Source organism: Paraburkholderia sp. J67, assembly GCF_905220265.1.
In the GTDB taxonomy this organism is placed as follows: domain Bacteria; phylum Pseudomonadota; class Gammaproteobacteria; order Burkholderiales; family Burkholderiaceae; genus Paraburkholderia.
This window is the reverse complement of record NZ_CAJMZK010000022.1, coordinates 66,320-87,861: the sequence shown is the minus strand read 5'-3', so window position 1 is coordinate 87,861 and position 21,542 is coordinate 66,320. Positions and strand designations below refer to the sequence as shown.

Genomic DNA, 21,542 nt, shown 5'->3' with positions numbered 1-21,542 from the left:
CTCGCACTCGCGAGTGCAGGAAGCCTAGAAATTTTTCAACACGCTCAGTAACGCTAAATTATTAATACATAGCATGGTGGATAAGTCCAGCCTCTCTCGAACCTGACGCCTACCATCACGACACGATAGTAGAGCATTAATTCTAGAAACGAAATTTCGATCGAACATGAATTTGAGAATAATCCGAAAATAATCTCATCTATTTGTAGGTTCTTACAACTTCGCATGAGAGAACCTATAATTTTCAGTCGAAGAGGCGAGAATTTCTATCGCAAAAATTAAAAATTTTCATTATTTTTTATCAAAAAACCACCAATTTCTTGATGCACCAAACATTAAACATTGCGACAAAACAAGAATATTACTATCCAAAAATATTATCCAATTCATTTGACGATCCGAGAAATATCTGTCAATAATTGGATCATAAGGTATCCCCACAACTCATTGCATTCACTTATCAGTTGCCGAACAATTTTGGTTCCTTCGCCCCATCGACGGCGTTAATCAAAAAAGCGGACATCTTGAAGCAACAGTACGAGTCGAATCATCGACCGTTCAACAGAAAAAGCGGTTAACCATAAGGCTAAAGCCATGGCAATTCCTCGCCGCGCATTGTTCGGCAAACTCGGGGTTACGCTGTACCGCAGCATTGAATCGGCCGCCGCCTTCTGCAAACTCAGAGGCAACCGCTTCATCGAACTCTCCCACTGGTTCAACCAGCTCCTGCAATTGCCAGACAGCGATTTGCATCGCATTCTCCGGCATGCCGGTATCGACCGTGACGTCCTTGAACGGGACATCGTGCGTGCGCTCGCCACGTTGCCTGCTGGTACCAGTTCGATGTGTGATTTCTCGTCCGACGTTGAACAGGCGATTGAGCGCGCGTGGGTCACCACTTCCCTTGAATTCGGTGAACGGCGCATTCGCAGCGCGTGGCTACTGGCGGCGCTGCTCGACGCGCCAGAGCTGCGTCGCGTACTGCTTGCGCTCTCTCCTGCATTCGGTCGTATCCCCACGGGGGATCAGGCAAACAGCCTGGTTTCCTGGATCGAAGGATCACCAGAGTCCGCTGAGTTGCCCTACGACAACAGCGACTTTTCTGCGGCTTCACCCGGTGAAGCTTCGCAGGCCGTGGCCGGTACCGCGGGCGGCGGATCATTCGAGCAGTACTGCCAGGACCTGACGGCCCGTGCACGGGCCGGCCAAATCGATCCCGTGGTCGGGCGTGAGCACGAAATCCGCACGATGATCGACATCCTGCTGCGACGCCGGCAGAACGATCCCCTGCTCACGGGTGAGGCGGGGGTGGGCAAGACGGCGGTGGTCGAAGGACTTGCACTGGCCATTGCGAAGGGAGATGTCCCCCCGCAGCTGGCGCAGGTCCGCCTCATGACGCTCGATGTCGGCGCCCTGCTGGCCGGCGCCAGCATGAAAGGCGAGTTTGAAAAGCGTCTGAAGGACCTGCTGGAATCCGCCGCAAAATCCGATGTTCCGATCGTCCTCTTTATCGACGAAATTCACACGCTTGTGGGAGCAGGAGGTCAGGCTGGCACAGGCGACGCCGCCAATCTGCTTAAGCCGGCGCTGGCGCGCGGAACGATCCGCACCATCGGCGCGACCACGTGGTCGGAGTACAAGCGGCATATCGAGAAAGATCCCGCGCTTACGCGGCGTTTCCAGGTGCTGCAGATCGCGGAACCCGAAGAAACCAAAGCGATCGATATGGTACGCGGGCTGACAGCGACATTCTCTGGGCACCATCGCGTCATCGTGCGTGACGAGGCGATTCGTGCGGCCGTCACCTTGTCCCATCGCTACATTCCGTCGCGTCAGCTCCCCGACAAGGCTATCAGCCTGCTCGATACCGCCTGCGCGCGGGTGGCACTCTCGCAGCACACGGCGCCGCGGGAGCTTCAGGATGTGCGTCAGCGTCTGGCGGCCGCGCGCGTCGAACGGGAACTGCTCGGGCGCGAGGCTCAGATTGGCCTCCACACCAGTCCTGCCGTCGGCGCCGTGCAGGCGCGTATCGACGTCCTGACGACCGAGGAGACGGCCATCGAAACCTGCTGGCAGGAGCAGCTGGCAGCCTCACGGGCGCTGATCAGCGCACGCGAAGCGGCTATCGAGCGGCGTGGTAGCGACGACAACACTATCAGCCAGGAGATGCTGTACACGCTCGAGCAGAAGCTGCGCGAGTTGCAGGGCGAGAATCCGATGGTTTTCCCGGAAGTCAACGAGGCGATTGTTGCAGCGATCGTATCGGACTGGACTGGCATTCCCGCCGGCCGCATGGTCAAGGACGAGATTGCCGCGGTGCGCGCGTTGCCTGCCACGCTGGAAGCGCGGGTCGTCGGCCAGACAGGCGCCCTGCTCCAGATCTGCGAACGCGTGCAGACCGCACGGGCAGGACTCGCTGATCCAAAGAAGCCCCTTGGCGTCTTTTTGCTGGCCGGGCCCTCGGGCGTCGGCAAGACGGAAACCGCACTGGCACTCGCCGAAGCGCTCTATGGTGGCGAGCAGAACCTCATCACGATCAACATGAGCGAGTATCAGGAGGCGCATACCGTCTCCGGACTCAAGGGCGCGCCGCCGGGCTACGTGGGCTATGGCGAAGGCGGTGTGCTGACCGAGGCCGTGCGCCGGCGTCCGTACTCGGTCGTGCTGCTCGATGAAATCGAGAAGGCCCACCACGACGTACACGAAGTGTTCTTCCAGGTTTTCGATAAAGGTTACATGGAAGACGGCGACGGCCGCTTCATCGACTTTCGCAATACGACGATCCTGCTGACCAGCAACGCGGGTTCTGAACTCGTCACGAGCCTGTGCGCGGACGAAGCGCTCTCGCCTGATCAGGATGGGTTGCGCAGCGCGCTGGCGCCGGAACTGCTCAAGACCTTTCCGGCCGCGTTTCTCGGACGTGTCAGCGTTGTGCCCTACCGGCCGCTCGCGCGCGGGACCCTGGCCGGCATCGTACGCCTGCATCTGGAACGCCTCGTGCGTCGCATGGCCGAGAACCAGGAGGTCGTGCTGACCTACAGCGAGGGCGTTGTCGACTACGTCGTGTCGCGCTGCCTCGTTGAAGAAACCGGCGCCCGCGTTCTCATCGGATTCATTGAGCAGCACATCCTGCCCAGACTCTCTGGTCTCTGGCTGGACGCTCTGGCTGCCAGACAGGCACTCAAGACAATCGCGGTGGATGTAGCCGATCAGACTGCAGCGCCCTTACAGGCTCTCACGTTCACCGCGCAGCTCGAACCCGTTTCCCACGCCACGGCCGATCCGGTCTGATTGGCCCTTTCCACGCCTACGGAGTCCATGCATGTCCGTTACCAACAATTCGCAGAAGTTCATTGGACGCAACCGCGCCCCGCGTGTCCAGATCGAGTACGACGTTGAAGTCTACGGTTCGGAAAAGAAGGTCGAGCTGCCCTTTGTCATGGGCGTGCTCGCTGACCTGTCCGGCAAGCCCGTCGAACCGCTGCCCGCCGTCGCCGACCGGCGCTTCCTCGATATCGACATCGACAATTTCGACGAACGCATGAAGGCAATCAAGCCGCGTGCGGCGTTCTCGGTGAAAAACACCCTCACGGGCGAAGGGCAGCTCATGGTCGACATGACATTCGAGAGCATCGAGGACTTTTCGCCAGCAGCCGTCGCGAAGAAGGTCGAGCCGCTCAGCCAGTTACTCGCCGCGCGTACGCAACTCGCCAACCTGCAGACCTACATGGACGGCAAGTCGGGCGCCGAAGCGCTCATCAACAAGCTGCTCGCCGACCCCGCACTGCTGAAGTCGCTCGCCGCCGCACCGAAGCCTGTACTCGACGACAACGCGAACGAGGAAACCTCGAACACCGAAACCCCGGCCGCCTGAATCCCAGGGAGCGGTCCGGCCAATTGGTCGAGATGATTTTCACTTAGACAGGATAACGAAGGAATATCATGGAAGCACAGCAGGCTCACCACGCCGCACGCGCCGCGCACTCGCCGGACGTTTTCTCGCAACTGCTTGAGCAGGAGTTCCGCCCGAAAACCACGCAGGCGCGTGAGGCGGTCGACTACGCCGTCCGCACGCTCGCCGAGCAGGCGCTCGCGCAATCCATCACTATCAGCGACGACGCCTACAAGAGCATCGAAGCGATCATCTCGCAGATCGATCACAAGCTCTCCGAGCAGATCAACCTCATCATCCACCACACCGATTTCCAGAAGCTTGAATCAGGGTGGCGTGGCCTGCATCACCTGGTCTCGAATACCGAGACGGACGAACGCCTGAAGATCCGCTTCATGGACGTGTCGAAGGAAGAACTTCGCCGCACGATGAAACGCTACAAGGGCGTCGCATGGGACCAGAGCCCGCTCTTCAAGCAGATCTACGAAGAAGAATACGGCCAGCTCGGTGGCGAACCGTACGGCTGCCTCGTCGCCGACTATTACTTCGATCACACGCCGCCCGACGTCGATCTGCTCGGCTCGATCGCGAAGATCGCGGCCTCGGCGCACACGCCGTTCATCTCTGGCGCCTCGCCATCCGTGCTGCAGATGGAGTCCTGGCAGGAACTCGCCAATCCACGTGACCTCACGAAGATCTTCAACCAGAACCTCGAGTATGCGCCCTGGAATTCGCTGCGCAACAGCGAAGACGCACGCTACATCGGCCTCGCCATGCCGCGCTTTCTTGCTCGCCTGCCGTATGGTGCGCGCACGAATCCGGTCGACGAATTTGACTTCGAGGAAGACACCAACGGCCCGGATCATCGCAACTACGCGTGGTCCAACGCCGCTTACGCGATGGGCGTGAACATCAACCGCTCGTTCAAGCTGTACGGTTGGTGCTCGCTGATTCGCGGCGTGGAGTCGGGCGGCACGGTGGACAGTCTGCCCTGCCATACGTTCCCGACCGATGACGGTGGCGTCGACATGAAGTGCCCGACGGAAATCGCCATTTCGGATCGCCGGGAAGCGGAGCTCTCGAAGAACGGCTTTATTCCGCTTGTGCACCGCAAGAACACCGACAGCGCGACATTCATCGGTGCGCAATCGATGCAGAAGCCTGCGGAATACAACGATCCGGATGCGACGGCCAACGCCAACCTGTCCGCGCGTCTGCCCTATCTGTTCGCATGCTCGCGTTTCGCGCATTACCTCAAGTGCATCGTGCGCGACAAGATCGGTACGTTCCGCGAGCGCGAGGACATGCAGCGCTGGCTCAACGAATGGATCATGAATTACGTCGACGCCGACCCGGCGAATTCGTCGCAGGAGACGAAGGCACGCCGCCCGCTCGCCGCGGCCGAGGTGCTTGTGGAAGAAGTGGAAGGCAACCCCGGCTACTACCAGGCGAAATTCTTCCTGCGACCGCACTTCCAGCTTGAGGGCCTGACGGTGTCACTGCGTCTTGTAGCGAAGCTTCCCTCGGTGAAGGAAGCCGCGTAATTCCCCGTTTCGCCGCGGCGTCTGAGAACAGCATGACGCAAAGACAACGCGGCGGTCCATTGAGCAAAATCGCAACTGCTGAAATCAGCCCGGAAGGAATTCAAAATGTCACACCCACATCCGAGTAACCAGACGCCTAACGTCAATATGGATGATCCAGTCATCCGTGCCTGCGAAACACGGTGGGAAACGCACAAGAACGACTGCAGTGGCTTTGTAAGAGCCGTGGCGGCAGACCTGGGCATAAGCATGACCGGTCTGGCAAATCAGCTGGTTGCATCTATGAGCTCATCGGCAGCCTGGCGTGACCTCGGGACGAGCCAAAGTCAGGCAATCAGCTATGCAAACAACGGCTATCTGGTCGTTGCGGGTCTCGCTGAACCCGGTCACCACGGCCATGTCGCGATCGTGGTGCGCGCAACTAGCGCTGTGCCCATCGCCTACTGGGGGAAGCTTCACAGTGTCGGACGCAAGCATGCGAGCATCCATTGGTCATGGACAGCGGCAGATCTGCAGCATGTCCACTATTACGCCCGCAGCTTGCAGGCTGCGGGTTCTCAGTAAGCTGATCCCCGTGTATCGGGAACCTCATCTGCTTCGATGATGATGTTTGAACAGGCCAGGGTATGAATATCAACCGACACGCTTGCGCCGCAACCGCGATTTTCCTGGGTTCCGTAATTGCGTCCTTGCCTGCGTGGTCGCAGCAATGCCGCCTCGTTGAAATGAAGGTCTCCGGTCAGACTGCACAGGCCGCGAATGTCTCCGTCGATCTCGGCGAGGCTTCCCCGCCGGATTCGTCGTCGCCAATGGCGTATCAAGGTCCACCGAAAATCCGGGTTGGTGACGGTGCTAGCTGTACAGCAAGCGATGACGTTTCGATCATCTTTGGCCGGCAATGGCTTGCGGGCAACAGGATTTACTTCTCGACGTATTCCGGAAGTGAGAACCGGGTCTACGCAATCGATACCAGGGATTGTCACACCCTCTGGCATAGCCGCGTTTTCGAAGGCGGTCCAGCGAAGTACCGTAACGGTGTGTTGATCATGGGAAATCAACGAGTTCGACTGGACCGGTCGTGCTCACCAAAGTGAAGTTTCGCAACACTGAATAATTCAAAGGTCACTACGATTCATTCAACCGTAGGACAAGGCAGTACCTCTTCAACCAAGGAGTTTCAGATGGCTCAGGATATCTTCATCAAGATCAACGGCATCGACGGTGAGTCGCAGGACTCGGCTCACAAGAACGAGATCGAAGTGGCAAGCTGGAGCTGGCAGGTTTCCCAGCAATCGAATATGCACATGGGCTCGGGTGGCGGCGCCGGCAAGGCAACCGTCGAAGATCTGGCTTTCGATCATCTGGTCGATCGCGCCAGCCCGAACCTCATGAAGTACTGTCTGACCGGCAAGCACATCGACAGCGCGGTGCTGACGATCCGCAAGGCCGGCGGCAACCCGCTCGAATACCTCAAGATCACCATGAGCGACGTGCTCGTCACGCAGGTTTCGCCGTCGGGCAGCAACAGCGACAACGGCATTACCGAGCACGTCCGCCTGTCGTTCTCCAAGGTCAAGCAGGAATATGTCGTGCAGAACGCCCAGGGCGGCAGCGGCGGTGCGATCACCGCGGGTTACGACATCAAGCTGAACAAGGAAGCCTGATCGCCTTCCGGAAGTCCGTGGCCTGAACTCGAGTTCAGGCCACTTTCGTCTTTCATTCGCCCGTACTTTCCGATGACCCTGTCTAACCGTGCCGTTGCGATCGTCTGCCTGTTGGCACTTGTCCTCACTGCCTGCGCCAGCGACACCTCGAAGGTCGCTCACGAGCCGGTCAAGCTCGACCTGTCGATCAAGGCTTCCTCGGGCGTCAATCCGGACGAGCAGCAGCGAGCCGCACCCATCATCGTGCGCGTCTACGAACTCAAGAATGCAGATGCCTTTACCAGTGCCGACTTTTTCTCCCTGCAGGAGAAGGACAAGGTGGTGCTCGCTGACGACCTGGTGCTGCGCGACCAGTTTCAGTTGCGCCCGGGCGAGCAGAAGATCATCCAGCGCAATGCGGATCAGGCGACGACAACACTCGGCGTGATCGCGGCCTATCGCGATCTGCCCAATTCGGTCTGGCGCGCCACCTGGACGCTGCCTCCCTCGCCCACTGCCGCGTGGTATCACCGCGGCCCGAAAGTGAAACTCACCATCAATCTTGATGCGAACGCCATCAGGATTACCGACGCACAACCAAACAGCAAGTAACGGAACACAACCATGAGCTGGCACAACAAGGTGGCCTGGAGCGAAGGGCAATTCCTGCGTCCGCAGATTTTCCAGCAGCAGGAGCGCTATCTCGAGCAATTCGCCCACCGGCGCGCCGCGCCGCTGTCGCCCTTCTTCTTTGGCTTTTCGCATTTCTCGATCGACCAGGAGGCGCTGTCGCTCGGCAAGGTGATTCTCAAATCCGCGAGCGGCGTCTTTGCTGACGGCACGCCATTCGACGCGCCGGGCAGCACGCCGCCGCCGCCGCCGTTGACCATCCGTCAGGAGCACCTCGAACAGGTCATCCATCTGGCCGTGCCGATCCGTGTACCCAACGGAGAGGAAACCAGCTTTGACAACACGCCGGACTCGCTCGCGCGTTACATCGTCTTTGCAACCGAGCTGCGGGATACAAACTCGGTGGGCCAGGGCGCGCGAGCTGTACAGCTTGCGAACCTGCGTCTGCGGCTTGTTCCCGAAAAGGAAATGACCGATGCGTGGATCGGGCTGCCGCTCACGAAAGTCACCACGTTGCGCGCCGATGGCAGCATCCAGCTGAATACCGAACTGATTCCGCCCGTCTGTGGCTATGGCGCCAGCGAGCTCCTGGTGAGCTGGCTCGTGCAGATTCATGATCTCACGCGCCTGCGCGCCGATGCGCTTGCCAGGCGGCTCACGGGCAGTGACGGCAAGGCAGGTTCGGTTGCGGAGGTGTCGGATTACCTCCTGCTGCAGACGCTCAATCGCTACGAGCCGCTGTTGCAGCATCTGCGACGGGTCCCGACGACGTCGCCAGCCGACATTTATGCCGTACTACTGAGCATGGCTGGCGAGCTGTCGACCTATGTCCGTCCGGAAACCCGGCGGCCGCTCGAATCGCATCCGGCCTATCAGCACATCGAGCCGCATACCTGCCTCAAGCCACTCGTTGAAGATACACGCTGGCTGCTCAACGCCGTGCTGGTACGTAGTGCGCAAAGCATCCCGCTCAAGGATGCAGGCTACGGCATGCGCAACGCCGTGGTGGATCCCAGCGAGCTCCGCAGCTTTACAGCCGTGGTGCTCGCGGTGTCGGCCCAACTGCCACCCGACGCGCTCGAAAAGCAGTTCGCCACGAACGCCAAGGTCGGTCCCTCGGAGCGTCTCCCGGACCTTGTTCGCGCGCATCTGCCGGGCCTCACGCTGCAATCGCTGTCGGTCCCGCCACGTCAGATTCCGTTCAATGCTGGCTACATCTACTACGAGCTGACGCGCAGCGGCCAGCTCTGGGATGCGATTGTCGAGCATGGCGGTATCGCCCTGCATGTGGCGGGTGACTTCCCGGGCCTGAAGCTCGAACTGTGGGGGGTGCGCTGATTCCAGTGCACAGATCGGGGAAGCAGGCACGTAAGCACGTTGCCTGCCGCGCAAATCAAAAGAAGGACCAGGGGGAAGAATTGTGAACGCAGAGTCAACCTACGGCGTGTTTGGGCACCCGGAACTCGATCCGGGGCCCGGCATACCGGTGACAACGGGTCTGCTGTCCTCGATACCTGCGGGCGAGGCGCCGGCCGAACGGTTGAGCGCGGTCAACCAGGCGGCCAATCCACTGCTCGAGGCGTCGCGCCCGCTGCTGCGCGCGCTCGCCGATATGCCGGGCGAGCTGGATCAACGGGGCATCGAGCAGTTGCACCAGATGCTCAAGCTTGAGGTCCGTACGTTCCAGCGTCTGTGTGAGCAGGCCAATATCCGTCGCGATCACATGATCGGCGCGCGCTATTGCCTGTGCACCGCGCTGGACGACGCTGCGATGCAGACGGAATGGGGTGAGCGCGAGAAAGGTCTGGACTGGATCAAGAACGGGCTCGCCACCGAATTCCACGAGGACCGGCATGGCGGCGACAAGGTCTATCTGCTGGTCTCGCGTCTGATGAGCGAACCGCGTGAGCATCTCGACCTGCTCGAAGTGATCTACCGGATCCTGAGTCTGGGATTCATGGGTCGTTACCGCCACGATGCCGACGGCTCACGCAAGCACGATGCCGTGCGCCAGGTGCTCTACACCGAACTCCAGACACAGCGGGGCGCCGTGCCTCTCGCGCTGTCACCGCATGCGGCCTCGGACGCGAAGCATCGTCGCCTCTCGTTTTACGATTTTCCGGTCTGGATCACGTTCGCGGTGCTCGGGTTGATCCTGGCCTGCCTGTTCGGCTGGTTCAAATACCAGTTGCTCAACCACAGCGCGAGCGTCGAAAAACAGATCATCGACATTGGGCGCCTGACACCCCCGCCTGCGCCGCGTCTGCCCCATCTGAAGGAACTGCTCAAGGGCGAGATCGCAGCCGGCACGGTGAGCGTGGACGAGGACGCGCATCACAGCTCGGTGACGTTCCGCGGCGACGCGATGTTCCCGCCGGGAGGCGTCACCGTGAATGCGTCGATGGGGCCGCTGATCGCGAAGATCGCCAATGAAGTCGTCAAGGTGCCTGGCAAGGTGACGGTCACCGGCTACACCGACAACATCCCCATCAAGAGCCGCCAGTTCGCCTCGAATGACGAACTCTCGGAAGAGCGTGCCACCCAGGTCATGCAGCTATTGCAGGCCGACGGCGTGCCGGCGGCACGTCTGGAAGCGATCGGCAAGGGCGAAGCCAATCCGCTGGGTGACAACGCCACGCCGCAGGGACGCGCGCAGAACCGCCGCGTTGAAATTACTGTTACGCCTTGAGCGCGAAGGATGCTGGAATGAAGAAGCTGTCGTTTCTGTGGTCGCGCTGGTTCCTGGCGCTGCTGGGACTGCTGGTCCTCGCGCTGCTCATCTGGTTCATCGGACCATTCGTCGCATTCGGTGGCCTGAAACCTCTGGCCAGCGTGGGCCTGCGCGTGGTGGTCATTGCGTTGCTGCTCGCGGGGGTCCTGCTGTGGATTGCCGGACTGACCACCAGTTTTGTGTTCGGCGCACTGGCCTGCCTGCTGATCTGGTACGCCGCGCCGCTTCTGAGCTTTGGCACCAGCACACCGTTTGCATCGGTGGCTGCACGCATTATCGCCATTGTGGTCGTGCTCGCCTGCTTTGCGATATGGGGCCTGTGGTGGCTCTTTAACCGCATGCGCAGCGACGAGGACTTCCTGAAGAAGGCGCTGGCCTTTGGCAAGGCAAAGGCGGCCTCGCCGGCTGCCGAGCGCCTAAGGGACGTCGAGCAACGCTTCAATATCGCGCTCACGCGCCTCAAGGCAATGCGCACAGGCGCCCGTGGCCCCGGCCGCCTCTTCCAGGGTACCCGCTACCTGTACGAAGTGCCGTGGTATCTCACGCTCGGCTCGAACGCATCGGGAAAGACGAGTGCACTGCTCAACGCCGGTTTGCCCTTCCCCCTGGGCGCCGCAACGCCCCGCAAGGCCGGTGCCACTGCGGGCACCAAAAGTGTGGACTGGTGGCTGACCAATGACGCGGTTCTGATCGACACGGCGGGCCACTACACGCGTCACGGCATGTCGGTGGCCTCGGGGCTGCTGGAGCCCCAGCGGCTGGCCAGCGCGGTGCCGGGGCAGGCTGCATCGTCATCGACGACTACGACTACGGCTACTTCGGCTCTGACACCTGCTACGGGGACGTCGACCACCACATCCCTCGTGGCCAGCCCGACGGGTACCGCAAGCAACGACATCGCGAGCGTCGATGCGGCAGAGTGGACAGGCTTTCTCGAGCTGTTGCGCCGTCACCGGCCGCGCGCGCCGATCAACGGCGCCCTCGTGTCGGTCAACCTTGACGTACTGACGTCACCGGACCCGGCCGAACGCGCCGAAGAGGCTGAAGCACTCCGCGCACGCCTGGCCGAGTTGCGCGCGACGCTCGGCATCCGCTTTCCGGTCTATCTGATCGTCACACAGATGGACCGCATGCCGGGCTTCACCGACTACTTCAGCTCGCTCACGGAAGAAACCCGCGCGCAGATGTGGGGCTTCACCTTGCCACTCACGGGTAACGGCGCGCAGGCGAACCTGAGCCTGCGCTGCGAGGGCGAGCTGCGACAGCTCGCGACGCGCCTCACCGGCAGCATCAACACGCGCTTGGAGGATGAGTACGATACCGAACGCAGGCGCCGCCTCGCAGCGCTGCCGGAGGCTTTCTCGGCGCTCACACCTGCGCTCGTCGACCTGCTTTCGCAGCTATTCCTCGACTCGCGTTACGACGACACGCAACTGCATGCGACGCTGCGCGGTGTGTATTTCACGAGTGCAGCACAGGGCGGCTCCGCCGTGGTCGCGGAGCCGCTCACGGTTGTCCAGCGTCTCGCTACAGGACTGAATCGCAACATCGTCACCCACCCGGCACGCGCCGACGGCCATCTGAGCTACTTCCTGCACGACCTTTTCACGAAGGTCATCTTCCCGGAAGCCCATCTGGTCAGCCCGAACCTGCGCTGGGAATACCGCTTCCGCGTGCTGCGCCTCGTTGGCCACGCGCTCGCCGTCCTGCTCTTTGCGTGGCTCGCGATCGGCCTGCGCACGAGCTTCGGCAATAACAGCGACTATCTCGATGTAATCGCGCGCAAGACCCAGGCGCTCGCGGCCAAAGTCACGCAGCTCTATCGCGACCCGAAGCCCGAAGCCGTGCCGGATACGCTCAGTGAGGCACGCTATCTGCCCACACTCACGGGGCTCGACCTTTCCGATCCGGACGGTGGCTACCGCTACGGCCTCTACACGGCGCCGCGTATCGTCGATGCAAGTCGCGGTACGTACTTCGCGCTCGAGAATAATCTGTTGGTCCCGCAGATCGTTCATCGCATGGAAGACGTCATCGCGCAGGCCATGGCGGTGAAAGACGCCAAAGCGACCTACGACGCCCTGCGCGTCTACCTCATGCTGTACGACAAGGCGAAGTTCAATGCCAGCGACGTCAAAGCCTGGGTGCTCGACGACTGGGCGAAGACCGACAGTGCCGCGATCTTCGGCGGCCGCGCCTCGATGATCGAGCACGTGCAACAGCTCTTCTCGGGAGACCGCGTCGTACAGTCCCCGCTGATCCGCAACGACGGCCTGATCCAGCAGGCGCGCGCCTTTCTCGATTCGAGTAACGCAACGCAACGGCTCTACGATCGCGCGAAGGCCGACATGGCCAAGGAAGCGCCTGATGAGTTCACCATGTTGCGCGCGGTCGGGCCGCAGGCCGGGACGGTGTTCACACGCGCGAGCGGCGCGCCATTGTCGCGCGGCGTGCCGGGTCTCTTTACGTTCGACGGGTATCGCAACCTGTTCGACAAGCGCCTGCGTGAGTTCGCACAGGCCGCACGCGACGACGACGCGTGGGTGATGGGGCGCTCCTACCTGGGTGAGGCTGAAAAAAAAACGGCTGACATTGTGAGTTCAGTGACGGACTCGGACGATTCCGTGACCGCCGCCATCCGCAGGCTCTATCTGACGGAGTACGCCCAGCAATGGGACGCGTACCTGGGCGATATCCGCACCGTAACGGGAACAAGCCTCTCGTTCAATCTCCAGGTGCTGCGTCAGCTCGCGGCACCTGATTCGCCGCTGACGCGGCTGGCGCGCGCGGTCGTGCGCGAAACGACGCTCACGCAGCCCATCGGCAGCGATGGTGTGCTGTTGCAGAAGGCCGCGGACAAACTCAGTCAGAGGTCCAGCGCAGCCCAGGGCGCAGTGGGTGCATTGGGCATTCGCGCCGAGGAGCGCATTGAGCGCGAACTCGTCGACAATCACTTCGCTGCGCTGCGCGAGATGGTGACAGGTAGCACCGAGGCCGGCAGCAACGCTCAGGACGCCGGCGCAGGCACGCAGGCAGCCGGCAAGACCGGCCTCGACGGCGTCTCGAGCATGCTCAACGACTACTACACGGCGCTCACGGTGGCCGATAACGCCATCAGCAACAACAGCATGCCGCCCGCGAGCGACATCGCCGCGAAGCTCAAGATGGCAGCCAACACGATGCCCGCTCCTTTCCGTGCTGTGCTGCTCGGCCTGTCCGTGCAGGGCTCGCGGGAAGTGAACCAGGGCATCGGCCAGCTGCTTTCGCGCCAGATGCAGAGCGTCGTGAGCGACACGTGTCGCCTCACCGTCGAGGGCAACTATCCGTTCGCGCCTGACAGCAAGCGTGACGTGAGCATCGACGACTTCACCCGGGTGTTTGCCCAGGGCGGCGTCATCGACGACTTCTTCACCAAGAATCTCGCCCCGTTCGTCGATACGTCGGCCAAACCCTGGCGATATCGCACGCTGCCCGGCGCGACCGAGCCTGTGCAGGGCCCCGATCTCGAACCGTTCGAGCACGCGAAATCCATCCGAGACGTGTTCTTCGGCGATCAGGGCAAGCAGTTGCTGTGGAAGGCCGAAGTCCGTGTGCCGGAAATGGACCCGACCATCATGAGCCTGTCGATCGACATCGACGGTCAGAGCACCCTGTACCAGCATGGACCGGTCACGCCGCTCAACGTCAGCTGGCCGGGCCCGCGCGGCGGCGTGCACACTGAGATCACGGCTAGCCCCCGCATCAAGCCCGATACCTCAACGATTTCGACCGATGGTCCGTGGGCGTTGATGCGCCTGATCCACAAGGGCGTAGCGGTCCAGACGGCCACTCCGGGGCGCACGCGCGTGGCGTTCGACTTCGATGGGCGACGCGCTGTGCTTGATCTCGCGAGTGCAGGGAGCGTTGCCAATCCGCTCACGAGCGACGTGCTCACCACGTTCCATTGCCCGAGCTCGATGCCAATGTTGAGTCTGCCCGACAGCGGCCCGCCGGCTGGCCTGCCACCGGCGGGCGCAGCCGCACCGGCGATCCCGGTGGCACCGCACTGAGTACGCACGATGAGATCGACAGCCAAACCCGACACCTCCGACAACACGTTCGGCATCCCGCTCTCCTACGGCGAACGTTTGCAGGCGGCAGCCGCGGCGCAGCACCCGATGCTCGAAGCGGCCCGCCCGCTGTTGCAGGCCCTGCGCACCACACCGGCACAACTGCGGCCGGACGATGTGCTCACGCGCCGGCAATGGCTGCTCAATGAGGCGAAGATGTTCGAGCGCCTCTGTACAGGGCTCAAGCTCCCGCACGCGGATGCGGACAGCGCGCGCTACTGTCTGTGCTCGGCGCTCGACGAAGCGGCCATGCAAACCGAGTGGGGCAAAGGCGAAACGACGGGTGCGGAATGGAGCGCGAACGGTCTGGCCACCACGCTTGGCTATGACCGCCAGGGTGCGGACCGGGTCGTCAACCTGATCGACAGCGCCATGCGACACCCTACCGCCAAGGGTGAACTGCTCGCGGTGCTCCAGCAGATCATTGCAGGCGGCTTTAAAGGCCGTTATCGACGTTCACCCGACGGCGCGCGCATGCTCAAGGCAATGAGCCGGAATCTTGAGCAGGCGGTGGCCAGGGCGCAGGACGGGCCGCGGACAACGGACTCAGCAGGACAAAAGCGCAAGGGCGCGAATGCAATGCCGTCGGCCGCGGAAGACGCAAGCGACACCGTCTTCGAAACGCCGCGCACCGCGCGCTCTGAAGCCGGGACAAGCCGACGCAGACCTGCCGAAGACGATGACGTAGACGATGTCGCGTTCAGGATGGGGCCATCCGCGCGCGGAACCACGACCAGTCCTCGCACCCGTATCGGTCAGGAAAAACCGGATCGCAAAGACCGGAAGCGCAATGTCCTGGGCGCGCTCACCCTCACACTGCTCACCGCACTGCTGGGTTTTGGCGGCTACACCCTGTATGCCCTGCGAACGAACGAAGCCGACCAGGCCAGCAGTCTGGACACCATAGCCGCGCAGATCAGGAACCAGATCGTGCAGCAAAGCAGCGGCAATGCGATATCAATCAGCGAGAACGGTGACCATACCCGCCTTGCTATCCGTATCGATGGCATGTTCGCGCCCGGCCAGTACGCCCTGAATCAGGCAGCCACCCTGCCCGTTACCCAGGTCGGCACGGCGATCGCCGCGACGCCGGCAAATGTGCTGGTCCATCTCACCGGCTACACCGATGACACGCCGTTTGAAAAGACGGGTGGACTGTCCAACCAGGCGCTCTCGACACTGCGTGCACAGAGCGTGATGCAGGTGCTGGCGAGCGCGGGTGTCTCGCCGGAGCGCATCACCGTCAGCGGTAATGGCGACGCGTCACCGTTGGATGACAACCAGACACGCGAAGGCCGCGCGCGCAACCGTCGTGTGGAAATTACCTTGGAGCAATGGCGATAATTACCCGCCCGCAAGATGGATGGGCGCGGACGGTAGCAACTCTATGAAGGCTAATTGCTGAGTCTCTCACGCCCGTATCACCGCTCGCAAAAGCGCTTCCTCGCGCACGACGAAACGCAGGCGAACCAAGGAGAACCGCCTCGCGTCGACGTAGGCTGACAATAACCACGCTGCACACCATTCTGATTTCGGTAGCCTGACGAGACGATCAAATGCGCAATAGATTGAAATGATTGGGCAACGCCAGGTTCGCACAGGAATTCAGCCCTTCATGCCCCCCTCGCAACCGCAAACTCCCCCGCCCAATCCCCACCCCTTCCACCCCCAACAACGCCATATTCCTCCGAATCTCCGCGGCCACGATCGCAAGCGCATGCAACACCCCCGCCTGCCCCGCCACCGCACCCGCATAATTAAACGGCCTGCCGATAAACACCGCGCGCGCCCCAAGCGCCATCGCCATCAGCACATCGCCACCGCGCCGAAAGCCGCCGTCGATCATCACCGGACAATCCGCATCGACAGCATCAACCACAGCAGGCAACGCACGCAACGGCGCAATCGAGCCATCGAGTTGCCGCCCGCCATGATTCGACACGATCAGCCCATCCGCGCCAAGCTCACGCGCACGGCGCGCATCGCGCGGATCGAGAATGCCCTTCACCACCAACGTGCCGCGCCAACGCTGCCGAATCAGCCGCAAGTGCTCCCAGCTCAAATGATCGCGCGCGCCAAAATCGCGCAGCACACTCGACGATAAAATCGGCGCGCCGCGCCCGACACGCGAGTTCTCGAAATGCGGCATACCGTGCCGCCAAAGCGTGCGCAACGCCGTCCCAAATAACCAGCGCGGATGCGTCAACCCATCCCACGCAAGCCTCGGCCCGGGCCGTAGCGGCGTAGAAAAGCACGCGCGCAGATTGTTCTCGCGATTGCCTGACACCGGCACGTCCGCCGTCAGGATACGTATGGCCGAATAGCGTCGTCTCCAGCGTGCGCCGCGAGGTATCCACCAGCACGCGCGGCACCCAGTCGTAGTCCTCGAAAGCAGCGCGATTCTCGCGCAGCGAGCGATCGGTTTCACATCCGCCGCTCACATACGCGAAGATCGGGCGCGGCAAATGGCGTCGCGCCGCGACCTCGAAGTCGGCGAGCGAGAGCACACGCGCGAGGCGGCGCGGAATGCGTGGCGACGCCCCCGTGCGCGGCGCCGAGTGATTCGCAAGCGGATAGTCGTTCAGGCTGAAGGCGGCAGTCATGGCGCGCGCTCAGAGAACGCGTGGCAACGCGATGCCGGGCTCGGCCACATCGGCGACGAGCACGCTGCCGCTCTTCGATTCGGTGATAAAAATCTGGCGGCGCGCGGGCCCGCCGAAAGCAAGATTCGTCACCGTCTCGCCCGCGCACGATTTCACGCGCGCGATGCACTCGCCGTTCGGCGCGAACACGAATACGTGGCCAAGCGAGGCGTGCGCCACATAGAGGTTTCCCGCTTCGTCCATCGCGAGACCATCGGGGCCGCTGGTGCCGAACAGCGAGCAGAAGCGGCCGACCTTCGCGGTGCCGCCGTTGTCGAGCAGCGGCACGCGCCAGACGGCGTTGTCGCGCGTCATCGCCACGAACAGCACGCGGCCCGAGGGATCGAGCACGAGGCCGTTCGGGCTCACACCGTTCGAGAGCAGGCAGTCGAGGCGGCCATCGGGACGCAGGCGGTAGACGCGGCCCGTCGGATCCTGCAAGCCGGTCTGCCCCTGATCGGTGAAATAGATGTCGCCGTTCGCAGCGATGGCGAGATCGTTGCAGCCCTTGAACGACTCGCCGTTACGTGAGGTCAGCAGAGGCTCTACGCGCCCGGTCTGCGGATCGAGTTGCATGATGCCGTTGCGATAGTCGGCGATCAGGATGCGCCCGTCGGGATGGAACTTCAGGCCGTTCGGCTCGCCGTCGTATTGCGCCACGAGCGTCCAGCCGCCCTCGCGGTCGATGCGGAAGATCCGACCGAACGGAATATCCACCACGTAGAGCCGCCCTTGCGCATCGAACGCCGGGCCTTCGAGGAAGCTATCGACGCTTTGGCCCGCCTTGTTGGCGTTCGCCCAGGTCGAGCCGACGCCCGTCTGGCGGAACCGCTCGGGCATGGACGAAAACACGCGCGTTTCAATGAGGCGCGGCGGCTGGTCGAGATAAAACATACGGAATCCTCAATGCTGACGTAATCAGGCGGAAATCTGTTCGAGGCTCAGGCCGCGCGAGCGCGGGCCGAACAGGCCGATCGTGAACATAACCACGCACATGGACCCGGCGATCAACGCAAACACGCCGGGCACGCCCAGGTGGCGCAGGAAGAAGCCGATCAGGAAGCCCGAGAGCATCGCGCTGATCCGGCTCGCCGAATACACAAGGCCGATGGCGCGGGCCCGCATGCGGGTGGGGAACAACTCGGCCTGATAGGTGCGGTACGAGAACGTCATGCAGTTGCCCGCCAGCGTCATCAAGAGGCCCATCGTCACAAGCAGTGCAGGTGCGCGCTGCTGCGCGAAGATCACGCCGAGCACCGCCATCGCCGCGGCCGCGCCGACGATCAGCCATTTGCGCTCGACGCGGTCGGCGATGAACATCGACACCAGCGGCCCGAGCGGGCTCGCAATGGCGATCAGGAACGAGTACCAGAGGCTGTGCGTGAGCGTGACGCCTTTTTCGGCGAGCAGCGTCGGCACCCAGCTCGCAAAGCCGTAATAGCCGATCGACTGGAAGAAGTTGAACACCAGCAGCATGATCGTGCGGCGACGATAGCGCTTGCTCCACGGGCTGTCGTCCACGGCTGAGGTAGCAACAGGCGCGGATACCGTTGCACTCGCAACCTTCACCACCGGCAGCGGCTTGCCCGAGCTACGCTCGATGCGGCGTTCGAGCCGCGCGACAATGGCTTCGGCTTCGGCCGTGCGGCCGTGCTGGATCAGCCAGCGCGGGCTTTCCGGCAAACCCAGCCGGATCAGCCAGACGAACACCGCGCCCGAGCAGCCGATCCAGACCACCCAGCGCCAGCCGTCCTGACCGAATGGCGCAATCGGCACGAGTTGCCACGAGAGAAACGCGATGGTCGGAATCGAGGTGTACTGGATCGCCTGCACGAAGGCGAAGGCGCGTCCGCGCAGGCTCGCGGGCACGAACTCGGAGACATAGGCGTCGATGGTCACCAGCTCCGCGCCCACGCCAATACCCGCGATCACGCGCCAGAACACGATCCAGCCCGCTTCGCTTTGCAGCGACATCATCACGGCGGCGAAGGTGTAGCACAGCAGCGCGCCGACAAAGACGCGACGGCGTCCGAGCCGGTCGGCGATGAAGGCCACGCCGATCGTGCCGATGAAGAGCCCTAGAAACAGCGCCGCAACAAAGGCGCCCAGGCCGCCGAGATCGAACAGCGAGGCCGTCGTCTTCGTGAAGATGCCGGCCTTGACGAGTCCCGGGCCGATGTAGGCCGTGAGGAACATGTCGTAGATCTCGAACCAGCCGCCGAGCGCGAGTGCGCCGATCAGGAGCCACACGGGCGCGCTGGGCGGCAGCCGGTCGAGGCGCGCCGATATCTGGCGCGCGTGGACATCCGGCGCGGTGTAAGCCAGATGCGCCGCCTGCGCTTCCTGTGCGGCGGCGCGGCGTGCGTCGGCGGCATGGGCCGCATCACGCGAATCCAGCGAATCGAGCGATTCGCGCGCGCCCGCAACGGGGGTGCTGGGTTGCATAGCCTTGTCTCCTGTCTTGTTTTATCTGCGGCGCGGTAACCTGGTGCCGGGGTGCCTGGGTTGCGGCGGCGGCTAGACCGGGCAGCCCTTCTTGCGCAGCAGCGCGTTGAAGCGCTCCGGGTCGGCGGTGCCCGCCGCATTGGTCGCGCGGATCGTGTCTTCCTTGTCGGCGTGCGCGCGCACGAGCGGAAGCAGCGCGTCGAGCCGATCGACCGGCACGGCGATCACGCCATCCGCGTCGCCCAGGATCAGGTCGCCGGGATTCACCACCATGCCCGCGCAGGCGATCGGCACGTTCACTTCGCCGGGACCTTCCTTGCTCGGCCCGCGAAACGTGTGGCCGCGCGCGTAGACCGGGATGCCGCCTTCGGCCCATTCGGCCAGGTCGCGGATCGCGCCGTCGATCACGAAGCCGCCGATCTTTTTCGTCAGCGCCGAGGTGCGCATCAGCCCGCCGATGAGCGCCTGGGTCAGATCGCCGCCGCCATCGACGACGATCACATCGCCCGGCTGCGCAAGCTCGATGGCCTTGTGGATCATCATGTTGTCGCCCGGACGCACGCGCACCGTGATGGCCGGGCCGCACATCGTCAGCGCGATCGAATGGTGGTAGGCGTTCAGGCCGTACGCGCCCGTGCTGCGGCCCATGCAATCGCCCGCGTGAGCGACCGGCACGCTGCGGAACGCCTCGATCTGCGCGACGCTCGGCAGCGACGTGCGCTGGCCGACGAAGAAGCCTGCGGGCCAGCCGGCCCGGTCCTGGGATTGGTTCATGCGATGACCTTTGAGTCGGATTGAGTAAGCTGAAGCACTTCCGGGTTCACGCAGCTCGCCGCGTCGACGGCCTCGCCGCGCAGGAAGCGCAGGCAGGTTTCGGCGGCCAGCACGGCCACCGCGTCGAGCGCATCAGGGGTCGAGCCGCCCACGTGCGGCGTGAGCACGACGTTGGGCAGCGCGGCCAGCGGATCGTCCGCCGTCAGCGGCTCGTGCCGGAACGTGTCGAGCCCGGCCGCCGCCAGCTTGCCGTTGCGCAACGCCGCCACGAGCGCGGCCTCGTCGATGAGTTCGCCGCGCGCGGTGTTGACGACGATCGCGCCGTCCGGCAGACGCGCGATGGCCTGCGCGTCCAGCAGATTGCGCGTGTGCGCGTTGACGGGGCAATGCAGGCTCAGCACGTCGGCGTGCGCGAGCAGGTCGTTCAGCGTGGCGTCGAGCGTGACGAAGGGCTGCGCGTCGGCCGGCTTCGCCGCCGGATCGAAGGCCCGCACGTTCATGCCGAGCGCGTGCGCGATCGCCGCGACGCGCTTGCCGATCTGCCCGTAGCCCACGAGGCCGAGCGTGCGGCCATGCAACTGACGGCCATCGCCGGTGCGGGTCCAGCGGCCCGCGCGCAATTCGCTGTCGTAGAAGTTCACCTTGCGCGCCGCGCCCAGCATCAGCGCGATCGCCAGTTCGGCCACCGAATGCGTGTTGGTGCCGGGCGTCGTGAACACGGGAATGCCGTGGTGCGTGGCGACTTCGACGTCGATATTGGTGACGCCCACGCCGTGTTTGCAGATCACGCGCAGCGTCGGGCAGGCAGCGATGGCCGCTCCCGACAGGTCGACCGTGCGCGAGATGACCGCGTCGATGGGCTGGGTGGCGAGAATCTGCGCGACCTGCGCGGCGTTCTGGGCGTCGTCGATGTAGACGGTCTCGCACTGCGCGGCCGCCAGCACGCGCTGCCCGGCCGGCGCGAGGCGCGGCGCGGTGACGAGGATGCGGTAGGGCATCGAGGTGTCTCCTTGTAGCTCTGAATAGCTCCGAATGGCGTGGCCGGGTGTGATGCGGCCTGACGTCATTGTTGACACCTCGACTCATAATGTCTATTTTCGTTTTTTCATCTTTCCATTCCTGTTAGCTATGG

The 21,542-nt window shown here is 62.9% G+C and carries 15 protein-coding genes and 1 pseudogene; 11 read left to right on the top strand and 5 right to left on the bottom strand.

The window, feature by feature from the left end; translation table 11 throughout:
* The first annotated feature begins 594 nt into the window (after positions 1 to 594).
* The 11 genes from tssH (at position 595) to U5782_RS30080 (ending at position 15,893) form a co-directional block, all read left to right on the top strand.
* Positions 595 to 3,291 carry a type VI secretion system ATPase TssH gene (gene tssH / locus U5782_RS30130; protein WP_322047519.1) on the top strand — a complete coding sequence of 899 codons (2,697 nt, stop codon included), beginning with the start codon at positions 595 to 597 and terminating at the stop codon, positions 3,289 to 3,291.
* Positions 3,292 to 3,322: 31 nt separating this feature from the next.
* Positions 3,323 to 3,874: a type VI secretion system contractile sheath small subunit gene (gene tssB, locus U5782_RS30125; RefSeq protein WP_322047518.1), complete on the top strand. Its 552-nt coding sequence runs from the start codon at positions 3,323 to 3,325 to the stop codon at positions 3,872 to 3,874.
* 68 nt (positions 3,875 to 3,942) lie between these two features.
* On the top strand, positions 3,943 to 5,436 hold the full coding sequence (gene tssC, locus U5782_RS30120) for a type VI secretion system contractile sheath large subunit (RefSeq protein WP_322047517.1): 1,494 nt from the start codon (positions 3,943 to 3,945) through the stop codon (positions 5,434 to 5,436).
* A gap of 105 nt (positions 5,437 to 5,541) precedes the next feature.
* Positions 5,542 to 6,000 carry a hypothetical protein gene (locus U5782_RS30115; RefSeq protein WP_322047516.1) on the top strand — a complete coding sequence of 153 codons (459 nt, stop codon included), beginning with the start codon at positions 5,542 to 5,544 and terminating at the stop codon, positions 5,998 to 6,000.
* A 62-nt stretch (positions 6,001 to 6,062) separates the two neighbouring features.
* Positions 6,063 to 6,530 carry a hypothetical protein gene (locus U5782_RS30110; RefSeq protein WP_322047515.1) on the top strand — a complete coding sequence of 156 codons (468 nt, stop codon included), beginning with the start codon at positions 6,063 to 6,065 and terminating at the stop codon, positions 6,528 to 6,530.
* 87 nt (positions 6,531 to 6,617) lie between these two features.
* Positions 6,618 to 7,100: a type VI secretion system tube protein Hcp gene (locus U5782_RS30105; RefSeq protein ID WP_322047514.1), complete on the top strand. Its 483-nt coding sequence runs from the start codon at positions 6,618 to 6,620 to the stop codon at positions 7,098 to 7,100.
* 72 nt (positions 7,101 to 7,172) lie between these two features.
* On the top strand, positions 7,173 to 7,691 hold the full coding sequence (gene tssJ / locus U5782_RS30100; RefSeq protein ID WP_322047513.1) for a type VI secretion system lipoprotein TssJ: 519 nt from the start codon (positions 7,173 to 7,175) through the stop codon (positions 7,689 to 7,691).
* Between the two features lie 12 nt (positions 7,692 to 7,703).
* The gene (gene tssK, locus U5782_RS30095; protein ID WP_322047512.1) at positions 7,704 to 9,047 is read left to right on the top strand and encodes a type VI secretion system baseplate subunit TssK; all 1,344 of its coding nucleotides are present in this window, start codon (positions 7,704 to 7,706) and stop codon (positions 9,045 to 9,047) included.
* Positions 9,048 to 9,189: 142 nt separating this feature from the next.
* A complete protein-coding gene (gene tssL, locus U5782_RS30090) occupies positions 9,190 to 10,398 on the top strand; it encodes a type VI secretion system protein TssL, long form (RefSeq protein ID WP_322047560.1) in 1,209 nt (402 codons plus the stop codon).
* 17 nt (positions 10,399 to 10,415) lie between these two features.
* The gene (gene tssM, locus U5782_RS30085) at positions 10,416 to 14,489 is read left to right on the top strand and encodes a type VI secretion system membrane subunit TssM (protein WP_322047511.1); all 4,074 of its coding nucleotides are present in this window, start codon (positions 10,416 to 10,418) and stop codon (positions 14,487 to 14,489) included.
* Between the two features lie 9 nt (positions 14,490 to 14,498).
* A complete protein-coding gene (locus tag U5782_RS30080) occupies positions 14,499 to 15,893 on the top strand; it encodes a DotU/TssL family secretion system protein (RefSeq protein WP_322047510.1) in 1,395 nt (464 codons plus the stop codon).
* Positions 15,894 to 16,101: 208 nt separating this feature from the next.
* Here the strand turns inward: U5782_RS30080 and U5782_RS30075 are convergent.
* The 5 genes and pseudogenes from U5782_RS30075 to U5782_RS30055 all read right to left on the bottom strand — a co-directional run bounded on the left by U5782_RS30075 (position 16,102) and on the right by U5782_RS30055 (position 21,408).
* A pseudogene (locus U5782_RS30075) lies at positions 16,102 to 17,152 on the bottom strand (alpha-hydroxy-acid oxidizing protein).
* Between the two features lie 9 nt (positions 17,153 to 17,161).
* The gene (locus U5782_RS30070; RefSeq protein ID WP_322047509.1) at positions 17,162 to 18,085 is read right to left on the bottom strand and encodes an SMP-30/gluconolactonase/LRE family protein; all 924 of its coding nucleotides are present in this window, start codon (positions 18,083 to 18,085) and stop codon (positions 17,162 to 17,164) included.
* A gap of 24 nt (positions 18,086 to 18,109) precedes the next feature.
* Positions 18,110 to 19,636, bottom strand: a complete 1,527-nt coding sequence (locus U5782_RS30065) for an MFS transporter (RefSeq protein ID WP_322047508.1) — start codon at positions 19,634 to 19,636, stop codon at positions 18,110 to 18,112.
* 72 nt (positions 19,637 to 19,708) lie between these two features.
* Positions 19,709 to 20,410 carry an RraA family protein gene (locus U5782_RS30060; RefSeq protein WP_322047507.1) on the bottom strand — a complete coding sequence of 234 codons (702 nt, stop codon included), beginning with the start codon at positions 20,408 to 20,410 and terminating at the stop codon, positions 19,709 to 19,711.
* Entirely contained in the window at positions 20,407 to 21,408 is a 1,002-nt protein-coding gene (locus U5782_RS30055) for a hydroxyacid dehydrogenase (protein ID WP_322047506.1), read from the bottom strand. Before U5782_RS30055 ends, U5782_RS30060 begins: the two co-directional genes overlap by 4 nt.
* Positions 21,409 to 21,542 lie beyond the last annotated feature (134 nt).

Coding starts and splice junctions, on each gene's coding strand:
- tssH (WP_322047519.1), top strand. CDS start 595: ATGGCAATTCCTCGCCGCGCATTGTTCGGCAAACTCGGGGTTACGCTG.
- tssB (WP_322047518.1), top strand. CDS start 3,323: ATGTCCGTTACCAACAATTCGCAGAAGTTCATTGGACGCAACCGCGCC.
- tssC (WP_322047517.1), top strand. CDS start 3,943: ATGGAAGCACAGCAGGCTCACCACGCCGCACGCGCCGCGCACTCGCCG.
- U5782_RS30115 (WP_322047516.1), top strand. CDS start 5,542: ATGTCACACCCACATCCGAGTAACCAGACGCCTAACGTCAATATGGAT.
- U5782_RS30110 (WP_322047515.1), top strand. CDS start 6,063: ATGAATATCAACCGACACGCTTGCGCCGCAACCGCGATTTTCCTGGGT.
- U5782_RS30105 (WP_322047514.1), top strand. CDS start 6,618: ATGGCTCAGGATATCTTCATCAAGATCAACGGCATCGACGGTGAGTCG.
- tssJ (WP_322047513.1), top strand. CDS start 7,173: ATGACCCTGTCTAACCGTGCCGTTGCGATCGTCTGCCTGTTGGCACTT.
- tssK (WP_322047512.1), top strand. CDS start 7,704: ATGAGCTGGCACAACAAGGTGGCCTGGAGCGAAGGGCAATTCCTGCGT.
- tssM (WP_322047511.1), top strand. CDS start 10,416: ATGAAGAAGCTGTCGTTTCTGTGGTCGCGCTGGTTCCTGGCGCTGCTG.
- U5782_RS30080 (WP_322047510.1), top strand. CDS start 14,499: ATGAGATCGACAGCCAAACCCGACACCTCCGACAACACGTTCGGCATC.
- U5782_RS30070 (WP_322047509.1), bottom strand. CDS start 18,085: ATGTTTTATCTCGACCAGCCGCCGCGCCTCATTGAAACGCGCGTGTTT.
- U5782_RS30065 (WP_322047508.1), bottom strand. CDS start 19,636: ATGCAACCCAGCACCCCCGTTGCGGGCGCGCGCGAATCGCTCGATTCG.
- U5782_RS30060 (WP_322047507.1), bottom strand. CDS start 20,410: ATGAACCAATCCCAGGACCGGGCCGGCTGGCCCGCAGGCTTCTTCGTC.
- U5782_RS30055 (WP_322047506.1), bottom strand. CDS start 21,408: ATGCCCTACCGCATCCTCGTCACCGCGCCGCGCCTCGCGCCGGCCGGG.